Source organism: Acinetobacter sp. G11 (assembly GCF_049808495.1).
Classification (GTDB): domain Bacteria; phylum Pseudomonadota; class Gammaproteobacteria; order Pseudomonadales; family Moraxellaceae; genus Acinetobacter; species Acinetobacter kookii.
In genome coordinates this window covers 1-24,663 of sequence record NZ_JBNCAT010000003.1, presented here as the reverse complement: position 1 = coordinate 24,663, position 24,663 = coordinate 1, and the positions used below count along the sequence as shown (strand labels likewise).

Genomic DNA, 24,663 nt, shown 5'->3' with positions numbered 1-24,663 from the left:
TATTTCCTCCTAGTTAAACCATGATTCGCGCGCTTTCATAATAAGTTGACCTGCTTTTTCCGCACCTAAACCTTCAATATCTGCGATATCGTCAGTGGCTTGGTCAGCTAAATCATCTACAGTCACCACACCGCGAGCCGCAAGGGCATATGCGATTTCCTGCGTCATCCCTTGCATTACAACAAGTTCTGCACTTGGCTCTTGAATGTTTTCTTGTTGTTTTAATGCGTCTGCCAATGTAATTTCTTTCGCACGGCTTTGCAATAATTCAACAGTTTCTGCATCCAGTTCAATTTCATCAAATGTTTCAGCTGGTACATAGGCAATTTCTTCAAGCGAAGTAAAGCCCATCTCAACCAAAGCCATTGCCAAGTCTTCTTCAATATCCAGACGGGTGACAAACATGTCGAGATATTGTTGAGCTTCATTTTGTTGGCGTGCGTAGAATTCCTCTTCGAGCATCATATCCAGTTTGTAGCCAGTCAATTCAGAGGCTAAACGGACATTCTGACCTTGCGAACCAATGGCACGTGCCAACTGGTCGCTCGCCGCAAAAATGATATCTGCACTGTGAACATCTTCATCAATCACAATACTGGATACATCTGCAGGCTCTAGCGCACTAGCGATGTACTGTGCCGGATCGTCCGACCACACCACCACATCAATACGTTCACCATTGAGTTCTGACTGTACCGCCTGGATACGTGTACCACGCATACCAATACAAGCGCCTACAGGATCAATACGGTGATCGTTAGTTTTCACAGCAATTTTAGCACGAACGCCCGGCTGGCGTGCAGCTGCTTTAATTTCGATGATTTCTTCAGAAATTTCAGGAATTTCTTTCTTCATCAATGCAATCAGCATTTCAGGACGTGAACGTGACAATAACAGTTGTGCACCGCGACCTTCACGGTTCACGCTATACAAAATCGCGTTTACACGTTGCTTTGGACGAAGAATCTCTTTAGGAATCATCTCTTCACGGGCAAGATAAGCTTCCGCATTGTCACCCAAGTCAATAATAAAGCCATCTTTGGTTTGCTTTTTCACTTCACCGTAGATGAGTTCACCGACTTTAGACTCATAGGCATCAGCAACCAGAGCACGTTCAGCTTCGCGAATTTTTTGCACAATCACCTGTTTGGCAATTTGCGCAGCAATTCGGCCGAAGTCGATCGATTCCACTTCGAGTTCACGAATGTCACCAATCGACCATTTAGCAGGATCCACATCCGAAATCGCATCCTGACATGCCGGCATTTCGTGATCTTCATCCGCCACCACTTCCCATTGACGGAAAGTACGGTAATCACCAGTTTTACGATCGATTTCCACACGTAAACGTGCTTCTTCCGAGTTTGTGCCTTCATAAAATTTCTTTTTAGTCGCAGCAACAAGCGCTTGTTCTAGCGCTTCAAAGATCGCTTCACGAGGTACACCTTTTTCGTTACTAACCGTTTCTACTACGGTAAGAATTTCACGTGCCATAAGTCACCTATTCGTTCAGATTCTTATTTATTTGGATAAATTAATCTTGGTAAATCAAATTTGCTTTGTCGATATTATGACTGTCAATCTCAAGGACCTGTTGCTTTTCAACTTCCACTTGAATGAGTTCATTTTCAAGATCAACGGCAATCAGTTTGGCTTGAAATTTACGACGGTTATCTACAGCACTGATCAGACGCAGCGCAACGGTTTGTCCGATATAACCCGCCATCTGTTCGAGCTGGAAAAATGGACGATCCCAACCCGGAGAAGAAACTTCAAGTGAATACTCACCAGAAATTGGATCATGTACATCAAGCATGGCACCCACTTGCTGTGTTACGCGAACACAGTCTTGTACGCCGATACCTCGACCCTGCTCAAGCTCGCCATCTTCATTCAGGACAGGTTGCTCGTTATTTTCATCTGCTTTATCGATATAGATACGCAATAAAGAACGTTTACCTTGAGGAAGAAATTCAATTCCCCAAAGATCGACATTGCATGCTTGCACTGCAGGAGCGATTAGGTCTTGGAGTGCTTGAGTTTTATTTGATAGCTTCATTTACTCTCGTCATTATGCTGCGATTTAATGGTCGCGGTGACCGGTTCAGACTAACTCAACTATATTAGTAGTGAAACATGACGATTTGACCAATAAATGTCGGACACTACACGATAGCCAATAAAAAAGGGCGTAATCGCCCCTATTTACACAGAAAAACCAAAGTCCACTGTGCAAAAAGGCCCACCTTTTTGTGAGCCTTTTAGAAACTTGGTAGCGGGAGCTGGATTTGAACCAACGACCTTCGGGTTATGAGCCCGACGAGCTACCAGACTGCTCCATCCCGCATCAACGTGCAAAAATTATATACAATCTACTGATCATTTTCAATCAAAACTGTTCAGTGATTGCTTGATTAAGTTGCACCTTAATCAAATAGTGGTAGCAGGAGCCGGATTAAACCAACAGCCTTCGCCAGTTTATAAAGAGTTGAGCCCGAGGAGCAATCAACTATTTAATAAATAGCATTTCTACACATTCTAAAAACTTGGTAGCGGGAGCTGGATTTGAACCAACGACCTTCGGGTTATGAGCCCGACGAGCTACCAGACTGCTCCATCCCGCAACAACATTACAAAAATTTTATCTCACCTTAAATAAACAAGGCGCCTATTTCAGTTTGCATCTAAAATAAGATTGATTGGTAGCGGGAGCTGGATTTGAACCAACAACCTTCGCCAGTTTATAAAGAGTTGAGCCCGACGAGCAATCAACCAATTCTATAAATAGCATTACCAAACCATTAGAAAATGGTAGCGGGAGCTGGATTTGAACCAACGACCTTCGGGTTATGAGCCCGACGAGCTACCAGACTGCTCCATCCCGCATCAACAGATTTGCTGCTTACACCAACTTATGTTCTGGATTATAAGTTGGTGCGGAAGGGGGGACTTGAACCCCCACGCCCGAAAGCACTACCACCTCAAGGTAGCGTGTCTACCAATTCCACCACCACCGCAGCTGTGACGCATTCTAGTCGGATCACACCCAAAAAGAAAGAACTAAATAAATTTATTCGCCAGTTTTTGGTGCAACTGGTGAAGTTTCACTCGAATTTGCCGGAGCTGTGGTTGTTGTTTGTACCGATTTTAAGCTATAGGCATCAGTGGTTTGCTTTTTGGCAAACACCGCTAAGCTTAGGCTCGTGACAAAAAATAAAGCGGTTAAAATTGCGGTTAAACGGGTTAAAAAATTAGCCGAACCCGAAGCACCAAAAACGGTTGCTGCACCACCACCACCGAAGGATGCACCTGCATCGGCACCCTTACCATGTTGTACCAGAATCAATACAATCATTAAAATGGCTAAGATAATATGTACTACCAGCACAAATGCATGCATGCTGAACTCCTAATTATTTTGTATTTGCAAAAGCCTGAGCAATTTTATAGAAAGACTCTGCATTTAAAGATGCACCACCAACCAGCGCACCATTAATATCTGGACAGGCAGCCAACTCTACTGCATTTTCCGGCTTAACACTACCACCATATAAAATTGCCATGCTGGCACCCAAAGGGGTAATTTGGGTTAAACCTGCACGAATTTTGGCATGCATGGCCTGTGCATCTTCAGGTGAAGCGGTTTTACCCGTACCAATCGCCCAAATGGGTTCATAAGCCACCACTATATTTTTCCACTGCTCAGCCTGAACCACTGCGGCAATATCACAGATTTGTTGCAATACCACCTGTTCTGCCTGACCATTTTCACGCTGTTCCAGACTTTCACCTACGCAATAAATAATGGTTAATCCTGCATTTAAAGCATTTTTAACTTTTTCATTCAGAATCTGTGCAGTTTCAGCGAAAATTTCCCGACGTTCTGAATGACCAATCAGTACAAAATTAATTTGCTGGTCTTTCAGCAGTTCGGCACTCACTTCACCGGTATATGCCCCTGTACCGGCAATACGGGAAACATCCTGCGCAACCGGATAAACAGGACGTACTGAACTTGCCAATTCTGCCTGCACACCACTCAAGGCCAGCATGGTTGGCGCAATACCCAAATAACAATCTTGTTCTTTAATTTCATTGTTTCGCAATAATTTTTTAAAATCTTGCAGCAACGCTTTTGCATCTGCCTGCATTGGGTTCATTTTCCAATTGCCGACAACCCAAGGAGTAATAGCCGAACCCGACATACAGTAACCTATTAAAAACAATTCATTAAACCGCGCATATTCTACACGGAATTCAGCATTTTTTAGAAAATTTTCATATGGCTTTTTTATACTCTTCTTATTTTTGCAATCGATCTTCTTTTACTCTCCGGAAAAACTTCTCCCTGTAATTACGACTGGTTCAAAGTTTTATCTGATATTAAGTAGATGACAACATTTTAAGATATGGTATTTTTATATAACAAAAGTATAATTCAATGATACCAATTATAAACAGATTGATTAAGCAGGCATATTAAAGCATGGCAGCATTACAAGGATCACCAAGATTTACGGGTTTTATTCGGCGTTTAGTCGAAGATGGCTTAGTTTCTGCTGAAAATATGCAGAGTGCAATATTGAATGCGAAAAAAGCCAATCAAGATATTGTCCCTTTTTTAATTGATCAGTTGAAAATTTCCTCTCTGGATATTGCAGAAAAAATCTCTCAAGAATTTGGAGAACCTCTTTTTGATTTGAGCGCCTATGACTCTGCTCAAATTATCCGGGAAGGGCTGGATGAAAAACTCATTAGCAAACATTGCGTTTTGCCCATTTTTAAACGCGGGAATTTACTCTACGTCGCAACCAGCAATCCCACCAATATAGATGCCATGGATGCGATTCGCTTCAGCAGTAAAATGAATATTGAAGCGATTATTGTAGAACACCAGAAATTACACAAACTCATTGAACAGAACTTTACCCAGGCGGACAGTTTTGAATTTTCTGATGAAGATATCGATCTAGATCTAGAACAAGAAGACCTGAACAAACCAGCTGATGAAGATGATGGTCCCCAAGGGGATGAAGCTCCCATCGTTAAATATATTAATAAACTGTTAATTGATGCCATTCGTATGGGGGCTTCGGATTTACATTTCGAGCCGTATGAAAAGTCATATCGGGTACGTTATCGTATTGATGGTGTGCTTCGCCAGATTGCCAATCCTCCATTACAACTGGCAACACGCCTGGCATCGCGTTTAAAAGTCATGTCGCAAATGGACATTTCTGAAAAGCGCTTGCCTCAGGATGGAAGGATTAAACTGAAGCTTTCGAAAACCAAGGCCATCGACTTCCGTGTCAACTCATTGCCTACCCTGTTTGGAGAAAAACTGGTGCTGCGTATTCTGGATCCATCCAGTGCCATGCTGGGCATTGATGCATTAGGCTATGAACCCGAGCAAAAAGAACTGTTTATGCAAGCGCTGGAAAAACCTCAAGGCATGCTGCTGATTACAGGTCCAACCGGTTCCGGTAAAACCGTATCGCTCTATACGGGCTTGAATATTCTGAACCGTGAAGATACCAATATTTCGACTGCAGAAGACCCGGTAGAAATTAACCTGGAAGGGATTAATCAGGTCAACGTCAATGCCAAAGTGGGTCTAACCTTCTCTGCTGCGCTTAAATCATTTTTACGTCAAGATCCGGATATTGTCATGGTCGGTGAGATTCGAGACCTGGAAACCGCTGAAATTGCCGTAAAAGCAGCACAAACCGGTCATATGGTGATGTCTACACTGCATACCAACAGTGCACCTGAGACCTTGACGCGTTTGCGTAACATGGGTGTTCCATCCTTTAACATTGCCACCTCGGTCAACCTGGTGATTGCCCAACGTTTAGCCCGTCGTTTATGCTCTCAATGTAAAGTGCCTGCAGATATTCCAGAGCCCAGCTTATTAGAAATGGGTTTTACCGAAGAAGATCTTAAACATCCAGAATTTCAGGTATATCAACCTGTAGGCTGTTCCGAGTGTCGTGAAGGCTATAAAGGTCGTGTCGGTATTTATGAAGTCATGAAAGTAACACCTGAAATTTCGAAAATTATTATGGAAGATGGCAATGCACTGGAAATTGCAGCAGCATCTGAAAGATCGGGGTTTAATAATTTACGTCGTTCAGGATTAATTAAGGTTATGCAGGGGGTGACTTCCCTTCAGGAAGTCAATCGTGTAACCAGTGAATAAATGAAATTTAAAATAAGGATAAACGCATGGCTGTCAAAAAAGCACAGATGATGCCCGTCTTCAGTTATGAAGGCATTGATCGTAAAGGGGAAAAGCTTAAAGGGGAATTACCTGCACGTAATATGGCACTTGCCAAAGTGACCTTACGCAAGCAAGGCATTACCATTAAACACATTCGGGAAAAACGTAAAAATATTCTCGAAGGGTTAATGAAAAAGAAAGTCACCACCCTGGATATCACGATTTTTACCCGCCAGCTTGCGACCATGATGAAAGCCGGTGTTCCTTTAGTACAAAGCTTTGAAATTGTCGCAGAAGGCCTGGAAAATCCAGCGATGCGTGAGGTGGTACTGGGTATCAAAGGTGAAGTGGAAGGCGGGAATACCTTTGCCGGTGCACTTAAAAAATATCCACAATATTTTGACAACTTATTCTGCTCACTGGTTGAATCTGGTGAACAGTCCGGTGCCCTGGAAACCATGCTGGACCGCGTCGCAATTTACAAAGAGAAAAGCGAACTCTTAAAACAGAAAATTAAAAAAGCCATGAAATATCCTATAGCAGTCACGGTAGTTGCTGTTATCGTGACTATTATTTTAATGGTAAAAGTCGTACCTGTATTCCAAGATCTTTTCGCTTCATTTGGTGCTGATTTACCTACCTTTACTAAAATGGTAGTGAATATGTCTAATTGGACGCAAAAATACTGGTTTATTCTGATTATTGCGATTGGTACCATTATAGCGAGCTTTATGGAAGCTAAAAAGCGTAGTAAAAAATTTCGGGATTTTCTGGATAAAGCAGCACTTAAAGCGCCTATTTTCGGTGACCTGGTTTATAAAGCTATTATCGCACGTTACAGTCGTACTCTAGCCACTACTTTTGCTGCTGGTGTTCCCTTGATTGATGCATTGGAATCCACTGCAGGCGCAACCAATAATGTGGTTTATGAAACTGCCGTCATGAAAATTCGTGATGATGTCGCCACAGGCCAACAGCTACAATTTGCCATGCGTGTGACCAACAAGTTCCCATCTATGGCCATTCAAATGGTCGCCATTGGTGAAGAGTCCGGTGCACTGGATGCCATGCTGGATAAAGTTGCCACTCATTTTGAAAACGAAGTTGACAATGCCGTGGATGGTTTAACCTCGATGATGGAACCCTTAATTATGGCAGTGCTGGGTGTCCTAGTCGGTGGGCTGGTAATTGCCATGTATCTTCCAATCTTCCAAATGGGTTCCGTAATGTAATGCAAGAGTTTATCGCTTATTTTATTACCAACCCAACTGCTTTATATATTGCAGTTGGGCTTTTTAGTCTGTGTATCGGCAGTTTTCTCAATGTCGTGATTTATCGAACGCCGAAAATGATGGAACAGGAATGGCGACAGGATTGTCAACTATTGTTGCATCCTGAACAGGCCATTATTGACGAAACAAAAATCACCCTGAGCAAGCCAGATTCAACCTGTCCGAAATGCCAGACCCCCATTCGCTGGTATCAGAATATTCCTATCATCAGCTGGCTGGTTTTAGGGGGCAAATGCGGTTCTTGCAAAAATCCGATCAGCATTCGCTATCCCCTCATTGAATTGTTAACTGCACTCTGTTCCCTGATTATTGTGGCAGTATTCGGCCCTACCCTGCAGATGCTGTTTGGCCTAATCCTCACCTGGACATTGATTGCGCTGACCTTTATCGACTTTGACACCCAGCTTTTACCTGACCGTTATACTTTACCTCTGGCAGCGCTGGGTTTAGCAGTAAATAGCTATAGTCTCTATACCAATCCAACTTCTGCCATCTGGGGCTATATTATTGGCTTCCTGTGTTTGTGGATTGTCTATTATCTGTTTAAGATCATTACCGGCAAAGAAGGTATGGGCTATGGCGACTTTAAACTTCTGGCTGCCTTAGGTGCCTGGATGGGGCCATTTCTGCTGCCCCTGATTGTATTGCTCTCTTCCTTTGTCGGTGCTGTGATTGGCATTATTCTGCTGAAAATACGCAAAGAGAACCAGCCTTTTGCATTTGGCCCTTATATTGCGATTGCCGGTTGGATTGCATTCATTTGGGGTGAGCAAATCATGAAAATCTATTTGGGACAGTAATTTTTAAGGATCTATATGACGTTTATCTTGGGTTTAACTGGCGGAATTGGCAGTGGAAAATCAGCCGCCAGTCATTGGTTTGAAACCCAGGGCATTACTGTAGTTGATGCCGATATTGTCGCGCGAGAGATTGTTGAAAAAGGACAGCTTGCTTTACAACAGATTCATGCGGCTTTTGGCGATTGGGTTCTATTAGACAATGGCGAGCTGAATCGTCGGGCTTTACGCGAATATATTTTCAAATATCCTGAAGCACGTAAAACGCTGGAAAACATTACCCATCCTGCGATTCGAGAGTCTATTATTCAACAGCTACAGGCTGCGACCAGCCCCTATGTGATTCTGGTTTCTCCCCTGCTGTTTGAAACCAGCCAGCATGAACTGACTGATCATACCCTGCTGATTGATGCATCGATTGACTTGCAGATTCAGCGGGCTGCCATGCGTGATCACCAGTCAATTGAACAAATTGAAAAAATTATTCAGGCACAAATGCCACGTGAGCAAAAGCGTCGCTTGGCTGATGACATTGTGCTGAATGACGGTCATCTTGACCATTTATATAGCCATTTAAAACCGCTGCATGAAGCGTATTTAAAACGCTGAAATTAAAAAAGCAGTCGATTAAGACTGCTTTTTTTGTTGATCCAGCTGCTTCTCTAAACTGTCCTGACGCCCCATCCAGCGCCAAGGCTGTAATGCACCAATCGCCATCCCGATCAAGCCACAAATAATGGCCAGACTTAAAGGTTCACCCAATAGCGGCACGGCCAGAATGGCCGCAATAAACGGGGCCAAAGTGACAATACTCCCTGCCTTGAATGCACCCAGACGCTTAATGGCTTCTACATACGTCAGTGTGGCGACAATGACCACAAAGATGCCGTGAAAAACCACCTGGAGCATTAAATGCACAGGTTCAGGTGCGGTTAAATTTTTCGGTAAAAACAGCAGATAGATCGGTACATAAACAATTGCCGACCAGATGGCAACGCCTGCCATAGAATGCCAGGCTGAGAGTTTCCATTGACGCAACAATACCGTAAAAACACCCCACCAGATCGCACTCAGGAAAAATAGCATGTCGCCAAAACCAAAAGCCACACCAGTTTCCTGATACATCAAGAAACTCATGGCAGTGATCGCGCTCAGCATAATCACCAAACTGATCCAGATGTGTTTATCTAAAGGCTGTTTAAATAATACCAATCCAGCTAAAGCTGTACACAGCGGGAGACAGCCATTCAGGAAAATAGCTGCATGTGCCGCCGGCACATAATGAAAAGCACTATAAGAAGTCAGGCAATACCCGACCCCGCCAATCATCGCCAAAAGGAATGGCTCTTTTTTCCATAAAAAAGCGGTGTCTTTTTTATAGAGCAAAATGGGCATCAAAATACAAAATGCCAGTGCAAAGCGTAAGGCAGTAATATCCCAGGCACTAATTCCCCACTGGGCATTCAGGCGCGAGGTAATGGTAAATCCGCCCCAAATACACATGGTAATAGCGACATAAAGATAACCTTGAGACCGGGGAGACATAGCAGACAACTTTTAAATAGCAAAGAAATAGCAAAGAAAAGAAATTACACGTTACGCTGACGACAGGCTTCATACAGTGCCATCCCTGTCGCCACACTGACATTTAAGCTTTGCAGGTTCCCTGCCATGGGGATATAGACGGTCTGGTCACATTGCGACTGGGTAATTGGACGCAAACCTGTATCTTCAGCACCCATCACGACACATACTGCTGTACCGGTAAAATCAAATTTATCCACGGGTAAGGCTTTTTCATCCAGCATGGTTCCGACTACACGTACATTAAATTCATCTTTGATATGGCCCAAAGTACGCGCCAGATTGGTCACTTGAATGAACTTCACCTTTTCTGCGCCACCGGCCGCAACCTTACGTGCAGTTGGGGTTAGGCTTGCAGAACGGTCACGTGAAACCACCACGGCTTCAACCCCCATGGCAGCCGCTGTACGGATACATGCGCCCAAGTTATGCGGATCGGTGACCTGGTCCAGTGCCAGCAAAAGCGCTTGAGGATTTTGCTTCAGTACGGCATCCAGATCCTGTTCATTCAGTACCGGATGCGGACGCACTGCAGCCACTACGCCCTGATGAAAAGGCTGACCGGCCAGTTTTTCCAGTTTGTCACGGCTGGCTTGTTGCACGCTAATGCCGAAAGGTTCAGCCAGAGCCAGTACATTTTTCAAACGCTGGTCATCACGGCCTTTCAAGGTAAATAAAGTCAGTACGCGCTCAGGCTCGAGTTCCAATAATGACTCCACCGAGTGAACGCCATAATAATATTCTGGTTTTGCCATGAACGGCCTCTAAAATCTATGGTGACTATGGGTAACGATGCAAAAAGAAAAATCCTGCAAAGCAGGCTTTACAGGATTGATGCTTGAATCTAGTTTAACCGATTCAGGTTAAAATTTCTTTGTCTTATCCGGGACGAATGCTTAGCCTTCGAAATGACAGACATAATCGAGCACCTCATCGGTCTCGATTTTAAAGCGGCTATTGCCTGGCACATAAAAAGACTGGCCGGCACGGAACAGTTCACTTTCAGTTTTGTCGCCAATTTGTACACGACATTCACCTGAAATAATTTCCATACGTTCAGGTACATGTGTTTGAAAGGTCAGTGCCTGTTCTGTTGGCAAAATCACCCCTAAGGTTTTTTTTGTGCCATCTTCAAACTGCACGGTATGACTGATACACAACCCGTCGAAATAAACATTCGACTTTTTGACAACCGAAACATGATCAAACTGATTTGACATGCGTATTCTCCAGATAATGCGCATTTATAATTTTTGCCCGAGCTAGTTTAAAGCTGAGCATTAAACTAATCAATCGCTGTTTCCTACCGCCAAATCAATATTTTTCAATTTTTTACAAATATTTTTTTGCAGGCTGAAAAGAACAACTGGCGATTTGTGCACGAACCTCTGCACGAATGAAATTATAAGCATAAATTGCTGCTGATGTTGCCCCGACCAAAGGCGAATAGCATTCTGCAGCATGGATTAGGTCTTCAAATCATCAACAGTATACAGTCTCTTATCTGGTCCAGGTTTTGCGCAGCCGGATAAATTTAGACTCAAATTTTCCCTTTTTCTTAAAATAGACTGCAATTTATTGATGGCAAATTTTATCGGCTATTTTCACACACAGGTTTCATTTTCAGTGCCGAGATAAGGTAAGATATTGATGTTTTAAACCCTTTTAAAATAAAAGCTGTCTTGTGACCAAAACAAAATTTCACTATCTTAGACTAAAACTTTTCGCAGCTTGGATGCGTTTATGCTGACACATTTAACTCTGATCAATTTTGCTTTAGCCGATCACTTAGCCATTGATATTGAAAAAGGTTTCAATGTCCTGACAGGTGAAACCGGGGCGGGTAAATCGTTATTACTGGATGCCCTATCTGCCTGTCTGGGTGAACGTACCGACACCAATTACGTACGTTTCGGTTCGGATAAAGCCGATGTGACGGCCATTTTTAGCTATCAGGAACACAGCCCTGAAGCCGAATGGTTAAAAGCACATGAGTTGGATGACGAGTCAGGCGAAATTCATTTAAGACGGGTGATTTTTGCCACGGGTCGTAGCAAAGCCTGGATAAATGGCCGTCCAAGTAGTCTCTCTGAACTGAAAGAGATTGGCCGCTTATTGGTACAACTGTATAGTCAGCACAGTCAGCAACAACTGTTAGAGCCGCCCTATCCCAAGCACTGGCTCGACCGTTACAGTAACTTTTATCAGCCTGCGCAAGAGGTCCGTAATGCCTATAGCACCTGGCAAAAAGACATTCGTCAGCATCAAGCTGCTTTGGATGCACAAGCCACCCGCAAACAGCGCATTGAAACTTTAGAGTTACAACTGGAAGAACTCGAAGACATCACCCAGATTGACTATAAAGAGATTGAACAGGAGTTTGACCGTTTAAGCCATCATGAACATATCATGCTGGACTGCGGTTATAGCTTAAATGTGCTGGATGAAGCCGAACAAAACCTGACCCAGGAACTGTCTTCAATTATTCGTCGTCTGGAATCGCATGCCGGCCGTAGTGAACAGCTTGCTGAAATCTATAATTCACTGATCAATGCACAAAGTGAAATTGATGATGCAACGGCAAACTTGCGTCAGTTTATCGACCGGCAAAGCTTCGATCCAGAACGGATGGAAGAATTGAACTCACAACTGGAAATTTTCCACCGTTTAGCCCGCAAGTACCGCACTCAACCGGAAACATTGAAAGAAGAATACCAGGCCTGGCAGACTGAACTGGAACAGTTGCATCAGCTGGAAGACCCGGAAACTTTGGCTGAACAGGTAGAAGTGTCTCATCAGGAATTTTTAGCCAAAGCGCAATATCTGGATGAAATTCGCCGTGAAGCCGCAATCCCCTTAGCCAAGCAACTGACTGAGCAGGTCAAGCAGCTGGCTTTGCCGGAAGCCTATTTTGAATTCAAGTTTGAACCTTTGGAGCAGGCAGGTGCTGAAGGTTTGAGCTTTATTCAGCTGCTGTTTACTGCGAACAAGGGTATTCCGCCGCAGCCTTTGGCACGTGTCGCTTCCGGAGGTGAACTGTCGCGTATTGCCTTAGTCATGCAAGTCATGAATGCGGAAAAAACCGAAGCAGAAGTATTGGTGTTTGATGAAATCGACGTCGGGATTAGTGGCGGAACGGCTGAAATGGTTGGCCGTTTATTGGCAGATCTCGCGCAGCATGTACAGATTTTATGTATTACCCATCAAGCTCAGGTGGCGGCACAATCGGATCAGCATCTGCTGGTGAAAAAGCGTCAAACCGATCCGGCTAGCAGTACCATCATCAATCTTGCAGAAGAACAGCGCATTGATGAACTGGCCCGTATGACCGGCGGCGTCGAAATTAATGACACTACACTGCAACATGCCAAGCAGTTACGTCAACTTAAGTTTCAACAGGTATAAAAAAACCAGTACAGCATGTACCGGTTTTGAACTTCAATGCAAATAACATTGCTTGGAGGCCGACTTACCATTTGATCGGTTTTTCACTCGATCCTGGGGTCATGTCATAGGTTGGAGTAAAACCTGCATCTTGATTCTGATAGGAGGCAGGTTGTAGTTTCATCCCGACCAACACCTCTCGGCTCAAGCTTTGTGCAATTTTATCTGTACTTGAATCATTCAATGAATTATTCAGCATGTTTTGAATTGCATTGTCTGCAATGACGCGGTTGAAGGTACCTGCTGCAACAACTTTACTGGTATTCGCCTCAATCACCCGCCAAGTTAAACGCACTTGATCTGCACCTTGATTCAGACCATACATCTGTTGGCCATTGGCAACCGAGACATCATTGATACGCCCCACCAACAAATAGTCTGCACCCACTTTCTGACCTATACGTGCCAATTCTTGCGGTGCACCATCCCAGTATAAAAACTCATTCTCGGACTGCATTTCGCTTAAATAATGACGATCCACCAAGCTCAATTGACCCGTTTGAGCCAAATAGACACCTAATTGATCAGACAATTCTGATGCAAAATCTTCCGCAGAATCCACCTTGGCAGAACGGTTATTTTTTTCATAAAATTGAAATGGCAGCACAGCAATGCGGCGTAAATGCTGATCTTGAACAGATGACTGGTACTGCACAACATGCGCACGCACTTTCGCACGGTAGTTGTTTTTTGATCCAGTCACGCTGAGCACTTGGAATTTAGTGACAGATCCTGAGCCAGTATTATCTACGCTAAAGACTGGAGAAACTTTACCCGAATAACTCCATTTATTATTGGAAACAGACATATTGACAGTTGTTTCATAATCTACACGTGAGGAAACAGTTGCACCATTCACCGATTGAACCGCAACCAACAAGGCTTCTGAAATCGCTTGATGCTGGGTAGCACCACTACCCGATGCTTCCTTAACCACTTCTTTTAATGCTGCAAATGCAGAAGTGGTCGCAGAACCAGCAAGCAATAAAGCTAAAAATATTTTATTCATCATTATTATCTTCTTAAGCAACTGTGCAATCGCACAGTTGCATATTTGAATTATAAACCGAAGGTCGAACGTTTCGACGATTTACGAATTTCTTTCTCGCTGGTCCATTCCACAATGCCGGTTTGTACATTTTGAAGTTTTAAAGTGAACTTGTAATACACATCACTTTTACCCCCTGCATTTTTTACAATGCTCGACAGGTTGCCGTTTAACATGTATTCAGCGCCAATATGACCACCGGCTTTTACCGAAGTTGCCTGGTTCACCAATCCGCTTTGCTTTTGGTATGCCAACTGCTGCGCTAATGCATTGGCAGAAGTCATATCTACAAAACGGAATTTGCCTGAATTGATGAGTTTGTTTTGAATGGTGTCAGTGATTGACTCGGTATCAATATGTTCTTGCGTTTTATTGCGGATGCGGTCTACAAACATCACTGGGCGGCGGTTTTGGGTCAATTGAACAATAACCGGAAAGGTCAACATGTCATCCACCATTTTGTCCGCAATCATCTGCAAATCGGTAGAACCGAAATCTTTAGTCAGGGTTTCAACTGACTGGGCATCTCCATAACTCACGTTATTCGAAGCACAACCGCCCAAGACCAAAGTAGCCAAAACAGTAGTAGCCAAAGTTAATTTTAATTTCATGGAAAACTTATCCTTAATCTTTTCTCAGATAGACAACAACATCAACAGCAGATGGGTTAGGTGCAATGGATTGAACGGTCTTTATTTCGCGGCCAGTTAACTGAATAGGCTTCCAGCGTGAACCTTCTGGATTCACTTCAAAGCCATTTGCATCTACCCAAACAATTTTGTATTCAAAATTACGGCTCACAAACCAGCGGTCCTTGATTGCGATCGAAGCTTTTTTCAAATCGCCAGCGTATCCCATACCGATCCGATCAACAGCAATTTGCGTGACCAGTTTTGGGTTATTGCTAACGGTTTTTACGCTATAGGTGCCATCGGCTGCAGTTTGGGTTGAGAGTGAGTTGGGTGCGGTACAACCAATAAGTGCAGCAGCCAAAAGGCTTGCCGCCCCCAGTTTTAAACATATTTTCATCATTACACTCTTTTTAAAATTAACGAGTTACAGCACTTACACTGGCTGAAATTTTATTATTTATATCACTGACATAAACAAAAACGGTTTGGTTTGGATTTGCTTCAACATTAAGTGTTGGACTGGAAGACTGTGGTCCGATAATTTTCAGATTATGTTTTCCTGGGCTCACCTCAAAACGTGCCACCTGTGTATTACTTGGTAGCGTCGACCATGCTCTTAAATCGGCACGTTCAGTGGCAACATTCATTAAGTTTCCAGCCAGCTGCCCTAAAGATCCCAATTGCTGACCTAATTGCTGTTGCATCACGTATTTTGTCGTTGCCCGTACAATCTGGCTGGTAACGGTACTGATGGTTTGTTCTTTCAGGTTTTTTACTGCCAATGCACCAATATCACTAACCAGAGCACTTTGCTGTACTTGTCGATCACCCAGCTTAATTTTTAAGCTTTGCGGCAGCATATAAGTACTCGGTTCATAGGTGGCAAATGCAATATTAACCAGCCCATTTGGCATGGGAAAAGCAAGTTTATTTTCAATCTTTTTCGGTACCGTGCCCTGTTCAATAAACACAATGACGGGTACTGATTTCTGATTGTTACTTGATACTGTATCAACCCGGGTCACATCTTTGGCAACATTTGAATCACCATGTAATTCATAAGCTTTTTTAAAGTCCACCAAAGCATTGTTATAGTCGCCTGTGGCTTCCCACAAATTAGCTGCCATGTAAAAAGCATAACCATTTTGATAGGTATTTTTAATTCGACCTGCAATCGGATCCAAACCCGCAAAAGCTTCATCTAAAGTTGAATAATCAATTTGTTTATCTTTCTTCTGCTTATCTTTTTTCTTAGCAAACTCTTTCTCGTGCGCCAGTTCAATTTCACGCTGAATTTGTTGTGCAACACGCATTTCCACCCCTGCAGCTTCAGCATTATTCAGCAGAATATAATTTTTTGCCTGAGAAATATGCGCTAAAACCTGTTCATAAGGAGGAACCAAATAAGGTACAACGGACTCATTACTCACCATCGAAAGGGCTTTGAACCCCATCCGGGTTACACTCACTTTACTTCTGTTGTTCTGCTGATCGATCAGCTCAAATGCCTTTTTATAAATATCCAGACTTTCTTGATATTGTTGATTAACCTGTAAAATTCTTGCCTGCTCTAAATAATATAAAACCGCATCTTTAGAATTTTTCTTGCTGTCAAACTTCGCTGCTACAGATGAACTGAGTTCTGCATTTAAAGAACTTCTAAAAAGTGATCCCTCTTCTTCATAAGTTCCAAATACCGCTGCATGTGTTTGTACAGCAAACAATGAAGTAAAGCATAAAGTGAGAACTTTCTTGTTTATTTGAACCGACATAATAATATTCAACTTACTTTTTATTACATACATCATACAAATCAAAACAATATGGATCAAATCAATATTTTTCTATAAAACATATAATTATTTGACTAAATTAAGATATTTTAAATATTGGTCATAAAAATTGTAAAAAATAAATAATAAATCAATATTTTATTAAGTTCTGTTAAATCAAAATAGTTATTTTAATGTGACTTTAATCTCAAAATAAAATCTTAAGCGTGAGAAAAACATAAATTTATATATTCAGCCTATAATTCCTTATAGAAATTTGTAAGGTCAATGTTATAGTCAAGAAAGCTCTAGATAGATTGACAGCTACATCAAATTTCAAACTATTTTTTTCAAATGATAGACTAAAACCCGGAGATGCTTAGATGACTAAACAATATCTGACACATCGCTGTCTCATTGCACCTCCTGATTTAGCCGATGATTTTTTTGCCAATACGGTAATTTATTTGGCACGCCATGATGAAGAGGGTGCTCAAGGCATTATCATTAACCGCCCATCCGGTCTTTCAATCAAGGAATTGTTGAATGACCTGGAAATTGAAGCGGACAATGTCAATCCCCATGCCGTCTTACAAGGTGGACCTTTGCGTCCTGAAGCCGGATTTGTACTGCATACCGGTCAACCGACCTGGCATTCATCCATTGCTGTGGGTGAAAATGTCTGTATCACCACGTCTAAAGATATCCTCGATGCCATCGCCCACAATGAAGGCGTTGGACGCTACCAAATTGCTTTGGGTTATGCCAGCTGGGGCAAAAACCAGCTGGAACAGGAAATTGCACGTGGTGACTGGCTGATCTGTGATGCTGATATGGATTTGATTTTTAACTTACCTTATGACGACCGCTGGGATGCTGCCTATAAAAAAATGGGCCTGGACCGCACCTGGCTATCATCAGAGATTGGACATGCCTGACTTATCACAACCACACATGATTATGGCATTTGATTTCGGTACCCAAAAAATGGGCATGGCGGTGGGTCAATCCTTGATTGAAAGTGCCAATCCACTTACCCTGTTTCCGATGAAAGATGGCATTCCAAACTGGGATGCCTTACTGAAAATTATCAAGCAATATCAACCGACTCTATTTTTAGTGGGTTTACCGCTGAATATGGATGATACTGAATCTGAACTTTCAGCGCGTTCGCGCAAATTTGCCCGACGCTTACGCCATCAGACCAATATTGAAACCTTGATGGTGGATGAGCGCCTGACCACCCGTGAAGCACGTGATGAACTGGATCAATACCAGTCTCAAGGTCGTGGCAAGAAACTGGCGGCTGACAGCATTGCAGCTGCACTGTTTATAGAAAGCTGGTATCGCAATCCGGTAGGTTTAACGCCTTAAAGATAAAAAAAGCATCTTTCAGGATAGTTAACAAATACTGCATTGCCGCAACAAAAGCCCTGCTCTGCCTGATTTTTTGTTATAAAGTAATACTTATTCGTCTCTCTTTTATATGCTTTGACCAAGCAGGTACTTATGGCACTTTCTAGTTTTGGTAAGATTCTTACCGTTTTGGATCTCTTTTCAGTGTCTCGCCCGATCATTAATGTCGATATCATTAGTGAAGAATTAGGACTCTCTAAACCCACAAGTTACCGTTATTTAAAAGAATTGGTTTCGGCAGAATTATTACAACGCCTGAGTGGAACTTCAGGTGACTATACGCTCGGTTCTAAAATTGCCGTACTGGATTACATTTCCCGTACCACGGATCCTTTGGTACAGATCAGCATTCCATTTATGCAGCAAATTGTAGAACGTACCGAATTCGGCTGTCTGCTCACGCATTTAAATTACGATTCATGTATCGATATTCATCACGAACTATATAAAGACCTGACCACACTTATTTATGGTCGCGGTTGTCCTCGCCCAATCTATAAAGGCTCCTCTGCCAAGGTGATTCTGGCCCATTTACCCAAACAGCGTATTTTGGATTATTACCAGCGTTTTGCGACGGAACTGTCTGAAGTTGGCTTTGCACAGAGCGAAGAAGAATTCCTGCTGCAAATGAAACAGATTAAAAAACAGGGCTATTATTTCTCGAGTGGAGAGGTCGATCCAAACCTGGCCAGTCTTTCTATTCCAGTGAAATTTTCCAGCAAGGAACCGCCTTTGGCCTTGACCCTGTTAGGCTCCAGAAACCGCTTTGAATTTACCAATTTCCAGAAGTTGATCGAAATATTGCGCGACAATGCCGATTTAATTGAAAAGAAATTTACGACTTTGACCCATCAGGAAGATACATTTTAATTTGAGGAACAGTAATATATTTTACTCTAAAAATGTTGAATTAAACATTATATTCTCATAATATGATTATCGTTCTTCAGCATCCCTTGTTCCATGATAACGTGATGCGATCTTAAAAACTCTCCTCAAGTTAAAAAAGCTCATCACAGGATGGGCTTTTTTATGCGCTTATTTCCAATACCCTACTGCTTCTGATACGGATAAAAATAACGGAAAGTCAGGTTTACCCGTGGCTCAATAATTTTCACCGATTTTCTTAAAGTATGCTTCCAGTACTGCTGGGTCTTGCCACGCATCACAATCAATTGTCCATGCTGTAACAGCAGATCGACTTTGTCTGGCTTTTGCTTGTGCTTAAAACTGAATTTTCGGGTAGCTCCAAAACTTAAGGAGGCAATTACGGTTTCCCGATCTGCCTCAGAATATAATGCCGGCTCGTCATCGCTATGCCAGCCCACAGCTTGACTGCCATTTTCATATAAATTGGCAAGGCAGGAATTAAAGGAATGGCCGACCAACTTTTCAATGTGTTGTTTTAAACGAAATAATCCGGGTATCCAGACATGGGCTTGCTTGAAGGTGCCTGAATAATGATATTGGTAATTTTCATCGCCATACCAGGCCACTTTGCGTGCCGTTTTATAATGTTGCCCATACAGCACCACTTCATCATGCTGCCAGGCCAGATGAGTTAAAAAATACTGTAAATATTGCTCGCTCTGCCCAGCCGTCAAAATCAGGCCAAAGTCTTCTACCACCCCATCACAAGGTAACAGATTGGTCCGGGCTTCTGGCTCAAACAATTCAAAGTTCATCGGCAAAAATGCATCGTCTAAAATAAATGTAAAATTCACTTTATTTTAGCGGATGATTTCTGTTCACAATTCAAAACATTGTATGCGCTTGTGACAGGGAATGATCGGGCTTAGACTCAAATCAAAATTGAAAATAAAAAATTGCATATGAATATATGGCACTTATTTCAAAAACTTCGTCCTTTTGTCCAGCCTTATCGCTTACTGGTCGTCGCCACCCTAATTTTAACTCTGATTGGCTCCCTCACGGCTCAGGTCAATGCACTCACTTTACGCTATGCGGTCGACAGCATTAACCGGCTGATTGAGTCCGGGTTGGGACTGGCTGAGGGCTGGCATATTCTACTCACCATCTCTGCCATTTTATTGGCTAAGGAAGTCATCAATGCCTTGGTGCAGTTTGGACAAAAATTTTATGGCGAAAAGCTGCGTATTTTTGTTTCACAGGACTTGGCTCAAGGCATTATTGAAAAATTCCTGACTTATCGGCTGGCTTTTTTTAATGCAGACAATAACCAGGCCGGTAAATTGCAAACCCGGATTGACCGCGGGATTGGCTCCCTTACCCGGCTGGTTCAGATCTTCTTTATTGATATTTTACCGTTATTTACCAGTGCCATTGTGGCATTAGGCCTGATGTTTTATGCCAATGCCTATGTCGGTCTGGTTGCGCTGTGTATTGTGCCCATTTACTTCTGGCTGACCTATAAACAGGCACAAAAACTCGGCGGATGGCGGCGTAATTTACGTGATGGCCGCGAGAAAAAGAGCCAGGGAATCTTAAGTATTATTAACTCGATTACCGTCATTAAATCCTTTAACCGCGAGTCCATCGAGTCAGACAAACAGCTTAAATTACAAAAAGAACTGACCCAGAATCAGATGCAGACCCGGCAAACCAGTTTTTTGTTTGATGGCTTAAAGACCTTTATTGAACAGATTGGCATCGTGCTGATTATTATCCTGACCGCTTATTTTGTGCTGGATGGACAAATGAGTATCGGCATGATCATGTATCACGTGCTGCTATTCAACAATGTTTCCGCCCCGATTCGCTCGTTGCATCGCATTTATGATGAAGTAAATGACGCCATGATTTACTCGGAAAGCTTTTTCAGGATTCTGGAAGCCGATCATGAAATTGAGCCAAGCGGCACCCTAAAGCCCGCCATTCATGGACTATTTGAACTGGAAAATGTCGAGTTTTATTATCCCAATGGTCACCATGCTTTAAAAAATATCAACATGCTGATTCAGCCGAATAAAATCACCGCCTTGGTAGGATTGTCCGGCGCAGGAAAATCCACGCTGATCAGTTTACTGGATAAATTTTACCAGCCAGCTTCTGGACAGATCAAACTGGATGGTATCCATCTGGAACAGATCGATACCCAATATCTGCGCGATCACATTGGTTTGGTGCTGCAAAAAAATCATATTTTTCAGGGAAGTATTTTTGAAAATATCCGTTATGGCAAGACCGATGCAAGTCTGGAACAAGTGATGGATGCTGCCAAAAAAGCATCTATCCACGAACAGATTTTACAGCTTCCGCAAGGCTATGATGCAGATGCCTTGCAGCTTTCCGGTGGACAGCAGCAGCGCATTGCGCTTGCCCGCATGTTCCTGAAAAATCCGCCGATTATTTTTCTGGATGAACCCACGGCCAGCCTGGATGCGATTGCCTCGGAGCAAATCAAGCACAGTCTGGACCAAATCAAGCAGGGCCGTACCGTCATTATTATTTCGCATAGTTTGTCGCAGATTATTGATGCCGATTACACCTATGTGATGAAAGAAGGTCGCATTGCCGAGCACGGCGAACATGAGGCGCTCTACCATCAGGACGGGGTGTATAAGCAAATTTTTGATGCGATGGCCAAAAGCCTGAATATTGAAAAGATTGCCAAGACCTTTGAAGAAGATGCCGAGGAAGAAACCCATAGCTAAATACCTAGGATGAAAAGCCTTTTCATTCCCAGTATGATCACTATGGAAAGATCCTCTCCAAAAACCACTTTTCTCTAGTCAGAACAAGGGAAGCTGGTAAATCGATGACATTCATATCCTGGGCCTGGATTAAAAACGCATAATCCATTCCCCTTTGATATAGCGATAATTGTAATCTGGGCCGTAGAAAGAAGCACTGCGGTTGTAACCGGCATTCATGCGTAGAAACTGTGACCCGCGGACAGGGCTTTGCAGGTTCAGTTCAAATAACCGGGTAGATTGGCTTGATTCCTGATTGATTTTTTCACGCCCAAAGCCTGCCGTTAAACCTGCTGACCATCCGGAAAAACGCTGACGCCAACCGAGGGCCAGCATTGATTCTTCATAATCCTGAGGGTTGAAATATTGCCTGCCCACATCTTCTTCAGTACTCCGGTAGGTGCGATATCGCGCCTGAAGCGTCAGTCCCAAGTCCAGTGAAGGCTGATAGATCAATCGAAGACGGCCATGATCACGGCGGTTGTCATCTGAGAAGAATTGTGTCCCTGCAACACCAACGAGGGTGACATGCTCACCGATTCCCTGATCCAGTGCAGCACCCACAAAGGTAAAATTCGTTCCAGCATCGAGGGCGGCTTGGGTTTCAACCCAGTCACGATTGGCAAAAAGCTCTAATGCCGTTTTTTCTGCAAGCGCTGTACGGTAACTGCCATCAAAGGTAAACAAGGTATGATCCCCTTGTTCAAATACACCTGCTTCCACTGCCCAGCCGTTCGCTGTAGCGGATTCAATGTGACGTCCAATAAATGAGATCTTTTGGCCATCTTGCTGCCATTCATCCGCCCTATACTGATAAGCACTTCCCCGGACACCTAAATAATGGTCAGCATCTTCATATCGAGGCAAAAATTCAGCTGATAATTTACGGGTCTGGAAGCCCTCGCTATCATCACTGAAAAAGAATTCCGTTCCGGCCGCACGTTGACTTGGGGCCTGCTCTTGCTCTGATTCACTTGCCAGGCTGGGTGTCGTGATGCTGATAAGCAAAGGAACAAGCATATAGATGGTAATTTTTGTGTTTTTCATTTTGTTCCCCATGTTTTTCGTGTTCTTAATAATTCATCCAGATACCCTAAAATACTGGCAGGCTGTAGCAAGAAACTGTACATGAGTACATACAGCAAAAAGCCACTGAAGTTTTTCCGTACCTTGAGTTCCAGCCCGTCAAACATTCTGCGTTCAATCGAGTAATTTAATAAGCCGAGCAAAAATGCCATAGGTAACAATGCCAGGGTCATAATACCCACAATCCAGTAATGTCCAAAACAGGCCAGAATGATTCCGGGTATGAAGCCAAAGGTAAAAGCAATATCTAACCAGGGGAAAACCAAGTTCCAGTAAATAAAAAACGTGGATAATCTCGGCTTGATTAAAATGGTGGGATGTTTGATAAAGGCTTCAATCATGCCACGTGCCCAACGCTGACGCTGTTTAATAAACACTTTAAGTGTTGTGGGCGCATTGGTAAACAGACAGGCATCCTCACAATGCCCCACACGATAGCCGGCCTTCAACAAGGCCCAGGTGAGTACAATATCTTCACCGACACATTCAGGCCATCCACCCACCTCAATCAAGGCATTGCGGTCATAAATAGAGAAAGCCCCTTGAGCCACCAGGGTCCCCTGATACAGGGACTGCATACGCTTGGTCGCTGCAATCCCCAGAAAATAGTCCCATTCCTGAGTTTTGGTCAGCAAATTCTCACGCGAGTTGCGCACCAGAATCTTGCCCGCGACCGCACGTGTGTTGGGTGGATCGGCCTTATAACGTTCGACAATATTGATTAATGCGACTCGATGTAAATAAGAATCGGCATCGACGGTAATCACCAAGTCATGTTCCGCAAGTTTCAGACCTTCATTTAATGCATGCGCCTTACCTGCATTTTTCTTTAAATCAAGTAAAGTCAGCCAGGGATATTTTTGCTGTGCCTTTCGGACAATGGCTGCGGTTTCATCCTGAGAACCGTCATTAATCACAATGACTTGCAGGGGACCCGGGTATTTTTGAAGACCGATACTCACTAAGGTATCTTGTATTGAGGCGGCTTCATTATAAGCAGCGACCAGCATGGTAATACCCGGATAAGTAGACAATGGCTGTCTTTTGGGTCTTCGATCCATCATCAAGCTTAAAGCCGCAAATGCATTCATGAATCCCGGAATAATGGCAATGCCATAAATCAGGAAAACAGCTGCAAAATGGCCTATATGTCGGCTGAGATCATACATCCAGTTCTGGGCAATCCATATGGAAAAGACTGTCCAAAAACAGGCACCGATGAGAGCGACAATAAACTTTAACTGCACAGAAAAGTAAATTTGAGAAGCTTCTCTTTTACTTTCATCAATGATCATGAATATTCTCTAAATATTTCACCCAATAAAATTTGTGCAGAATTATTTTTAGTAAAGTCCGGAAGTGTTACAACAGATCATGACTTTAGGTGCCTATAGGGAGTTTTAGATACCCATGAAATCATTATTTCGCCAAGAGCAAATTTTGCTTTCTATTAAAAACAACCTGCATTTTGTATAATAATATATCACTTTGTATATTTTTTGATAAATAAGTCACACTTTTTTAAGATAATTTGTATTGCCTATTTCAAGTTATTGTTTTCTATACACTCTATTAATAAAGATTTTTGGTGGTGTTTCAAAAAGTATGCTAGCGTTAAACAAATCCGTTATTAAGGTAAAAGAAAGTCAAATCAAAGGCTTTAAAATGATTTTCGAGCTTTTTAGAAAAGTTGCAACT

The 24,663-nt window shown here is 42.9% G+C and carries 23 protein-coding genes, 4 tRNA genes and 1 pseudogene; 9 read left to right on the top strand and 19 right to left on the bottom strand.

All coding sequences use genetic code 11. The annotated features are described in order from the left end of the window. Positions 1-9: 9 nt before the first annotated feature. The 8 genes from nusA to tpiA all read right to left on the bottom strand — a co-directional run bounded on the left by nusA (position 10) and on the right by tpiA (position 4,205). Positions 10-1,494, bottom strand: coding sequence for a transcription termination factor NusA (gene nusA / locus ACPUEY_RS01895; RefSeq protein ID WP_425120956.1), 1,485 nt, complete (start codon positions 1,492-1,494; stop codon positions 10-12). Positions 1,495-1,534: 40 nt separating this feature from the next. Then, a complete protein-coding gene (rimP, locus tag ACPUEY_RS01890; protein WP_092819173.1) occupies positions 1,535-2,059 on the bottom strand; it encodes a ribosome maturation factor RimP in 525 nt (174 codons plus the stop codon). Positions 2,060-2,270: 211 nt separating this feature from the next. Next, positions 2,271-2,347 (bottom strand) — tRNA-Met (locus tag ACPUEY_RS01885). A 200-nt stretch (positions 2,348-2,547) separates the two neighbouring features. Beyond that, positions 2,548-2,624: transfer RNA gene (locus ACPUEY_RS01880), tRNA-Met, on the bottom strand. A 185-nt stretch (positions 2,625-2,809) separates the two neighbouring features. Then, positions 2,810-2,886: transfer RNA gene (locus tag ACPUEY_RS01875), tRNA-Met, on the bottom strand. A gap of 46 nt (positions 2,887-2,932) precedes the next feature. Next, a tRNA-Leu gene (locus ACPUEY_RS01870) sits at positions 2,933-3,017 on the bottom strand. A 53-nt stretch (positions 3,018-3,070) separates the two neighbouring features. Further along, a complete protein-coding gene (gene secG / locus ACPUEY_RS01865; RefSeq protein WP_092819174.1) occupies positions 3,071-3,400 on the bottom strand; it encodes a preprotein translocase subunit SecG in 330 nt (109 codons plus the stop codon). Positions 3,401-3,413: 13 nt separating this feature from the next. Next, a complete protein-coding gene (gene tpiA, locus ACPUEY_RS01860; RefSeq protein ID WP_425120954.1) occupies positions 3,414-4,205 on the bottom strand; it encodes a triose-phosphate isomerase in 792 nt (263 codons plus the stop codon). A 281-nt stretch (positions 4,206-4,486) separates the two neighbouring features. Between tpiA and pilB the strand changes: the two genes are divergently transcribed. The 4 genes from pilB to coaE are packed head-to-tail and all read left to right on the top strand — an operon-like array spanning position 4,487 to position 8,918. Continuing rightward, positions 4,487-6,199 carry a type IV-A pilus assembly ATPase PilB gene (gene pilB / locus ACPUEY_RS01855; RefSeq protein ID WP_425120953.1) on the top strand — a complete coding sequence of 571 codons (1,713 nt, stop codon included), beginning with the start codon at positions 4,487-4,489 and terminating at the stop codon, positions 6,197-6,199. 26 nt (positions 6,200-6,225) lie between these two features. Beyond that, on the top strand, positions 6,226-7,452 hold the full coding sequence (locus ACPUEY_RS01850; RefSeq protein WP_425120952.1) for a type II secretion system F family protein: 1,227 nt from the start codon (positions 6,226-6,228) through the stop codon (positions 7,450-7,452). Then, positions 7,452-8,312, top strand: coding sequence for a prepilin peptidase (locus ACPUEY_RS01845; RefSeq protein ID WP_425120951.1), 861 nt, complete (start codon positions 7,452-7,454; stop codon positions 8,310-8,312). Before ACPUEY_RS01850 ends, ACPUEY_RS01845 begins: the two co-directional genes overlap by 1 nt. 15 nt (positions 8,313-8,327) lie before the next feature. Next, positions 8,328-8,918 (top strand): dephospho-CoA kinase, encoded by a 591-nt coding sequence (gene coaE, locus ACPUEY_RS01840; RefSeq protein WP_425120950.1) that lies wholly within the window; start codon positions 8,328-8,330, stop codon positions 8,916-8,918. A gap of 18 nt (positions 8,919-8,936) precedes the next feature. Here the strand turns inward: coaE and ACPUEY_RS01835 are convergent, their stop codons facing one another. From ACPUEY_RS01835 to ACPUEY_RS01825, 3 genes are all read right to left on the bottom strand, one after another. Then, entirely contained in the window at positions 8,937-9,854 is a 918-nt protein-coding gene (locus tag ACPUEY_RS01835; protein WP_425120949.1) for an EamA family transporter, read from the bottom strand. Positions 9,855-9,898: 44 nt separating this feature from the next. Next, the gene (gene rlmB, locus ACPUEY_RS01830; RefSeq protein WP_131272963.1) at positions 9,899-10,648 is read right to left on the bottom strand and encodes a 23S rRNA (guanosine(2251)-2'-O)-methyltransferase RlmB; all 750 of its coding nucleotides are present in this window, start codon (positions 10,646-10,648) and stop codon (positions 9,899-9,901) included. Between the two features lie 141 nt (positions 10,649-10,789). After that, entirely contained in the window at positions 10,790-11,113 is a 324-nt protein-coding gene (locus ACPUEY_RS01825) for a pyrimidine/purine nucleoside phosphorylase (protein ID WP_086195201.1), read from the bottom strand. Between the two features lie 523 nt (positions 11,114-11,636). On the opposite strand from ACPUEY_RS01825, the gene recN reads away from it, so the two are divergent. Then, positions 11,637-13,298 (top strand): DNA repair protein RecN, encoded by a 1,662-nt coding sequence (gene recN / locus ACPUEY_RS01820; protein WP_092819181.1) that lies wholly within the window; start codon positions 11,637-11,639, stop codon positions 13,296-13,298. A gap of 64 nt (positions 13,299-13,362) precedes the next feature. Here recN and ACPUEY_RS01815 read toward each other — a convergent pair whose 3' ends face one another. The 4 genes from ACPUEY_RS01815 to ACPUEY_RS01800 are packed head-to-tail and all read right to left on the bottom strand — an operon-like array spanning position 13,363 to position 16,789. After that, positions 13,363-14,346, bottom strand: coding sequence for a CsgG/HfaB family protein (locus ACPUEY_RS01815; RefSeq protein WP_409976734.1), 984 nt, complete (start codon positions 14,344-14,346; stop codon positions 13,363-13,365). Between the two features lie 50 nt (positions 14,347-14,396). Continuing rightward, the gene (gene lpoB / locus ACPUEY_RS01810; protein WP_086174116.1) at positions 14,397-14,996 is read right to left on the bottom strand and encodes a penicillin-binding protein activator LpoB; all 600 of its coding nucleotides are present in this window, start codon (positions 14,994-14,996) and stop codon (positions 14,397-14,399) included. 13 nt (positions 14,997-15,009) lie between these two features. Continuing rightward, a complete protein-coding gene (locus tag ACPUEY_RS01805) occupies positions 15,010-15,414 on the bottom strand; it encodes a DUF1425 domain-containing protein (RefSeq protein ID WP_425120948.1) in 405 nt (134 codons plus the stop codon). A gap of 19 nt (positions 15,415-15,433) precedes the next feature. Further along, complete coding sequence (locus ACPUEY_RS01800) at positions 15,434-16,789, bottom strand: hypothetical protein (protein ID WP_425120946.1); 1,356 nt, start codon at positions 16,787-16,789, stop codon at positions 15,434-15,436. Positions 16,790-17,172: 383 nt separating this feature from the next. Between ACPUEY_RS01800 and ACPUEY_RS01795 the strand changes: the two genes are divergently transcribed. From ACPUEY_RS01795 to ACPUEY_RS01785, 3 genes are all read left to right on the top strand, one after another. Further along, positions 17,173-17,727 (top strand): YqgE/AlgH family protein, encoded by a 555-nt coding sequence (locus ACPUEY_RS01795; RefSeq protein WP_425120945.1) that lies wholly within the window; start codon positions 17,173-17,175, stop codon positions 17,725-17,727. Further along, positions 17,720-18,163, top strand: a complete 444-nt coding sequence (gene ruvX / locus ACPUEY_RS01790; RefSeq protein ID WP_425120944.1) for a Holliday junction resolvase RuvX — start codon at positions 17,720-17,722, stop codon at positions 18,161-18,163. Before ACPUEY_RS01795 ends, ruvX begins: the two co-directional genes overlap by 8 nt. A 135-nt stretch (positions 18,164-18,298) precedes the next feature. Next, positions 18,299-19,075 (top strand): IclR family transcriptional regulator, encoded by a 777-nt coding sequence (locus tag ACPUEY_RS01785; protein ID WP_131272967.1) that lies wholly within the window; start codon positions 18,299-18,301, stop codon positions 19,073-19,075. Between the two features lie 182 nt (positions 19,076-19,257). On the opposite strand, the gene ACPUEY_RS01780 is transcribed toward ACPUEY_RS01785, so the two are convergent. Then, entirely contained in the window at positions 19,258-19,890 is a 633-nt protein-coding gene (locus ACPUEY_RS01780) for an alpha-ketoglutarate-dependent dioxygenase AlkB family protein (protein WP_425120943.1), read from the bottom strand. 147 nt (positions 19,891-20,037) lie between these two features. Between ACPUEY_RS01780 and ACPUEY_RS01775 the strand changes: the two genes are divergently transcribed. Next, positions 20,038-21,840: an ABC transporter ATP-binding protein gene (locus ACPUEY_RS01775; RefSeq protein WP_425120941.1), complete on the top strand. Its 1,803-nt coding sequence runs from the start codon at positions 20,038-20,040 to the stop codon at positions 21,838-21,840. Positions 21,841-21,969: 129 nt separating this feature from the next. Here ACPUEY_RS01775 and ACPUEY_RS01770 read toward each other — a convergent pair whose 3' ends face one another. From ACPUEY_RS01770 to ACPUEY_RS01760, 3 genes and pseudogenes are all read right to left on the bottom strand, one after another. After that, positions 21,970-22,926, bottom strand: coding sequence for a hypothetical protein (locus tag ACPUEY_RS01770; RefSeq protein ID WP_425120940.1), 957 nt, complete (start codon positions 22,924-22,926; stop codon positions 21,970-21,972). Beyond that, positions 22,923-24,260, bottom strand: coding sequence for a glycosyltransferase (locus ACPUEY_RS01765; RefSeq protein ID WP_425120939.1), 1,338 nt, complete (start codon positions 24,258-24,260; stop codon positions 22,923-22,925). The genes ACPUEY_RS01770 and ACPUEY_RS01765 overlap by 4 nt, the downstream gene beginning before the upstream one ends. Before the next feature lie 319 nt (positions 24,261-24,579). Then, a pseudogene (locus tag ACPUEY_RS01760) lies at positions 24,580-24,663 on the bottom strand (IS1 family transposase); the annotation flags it as partial.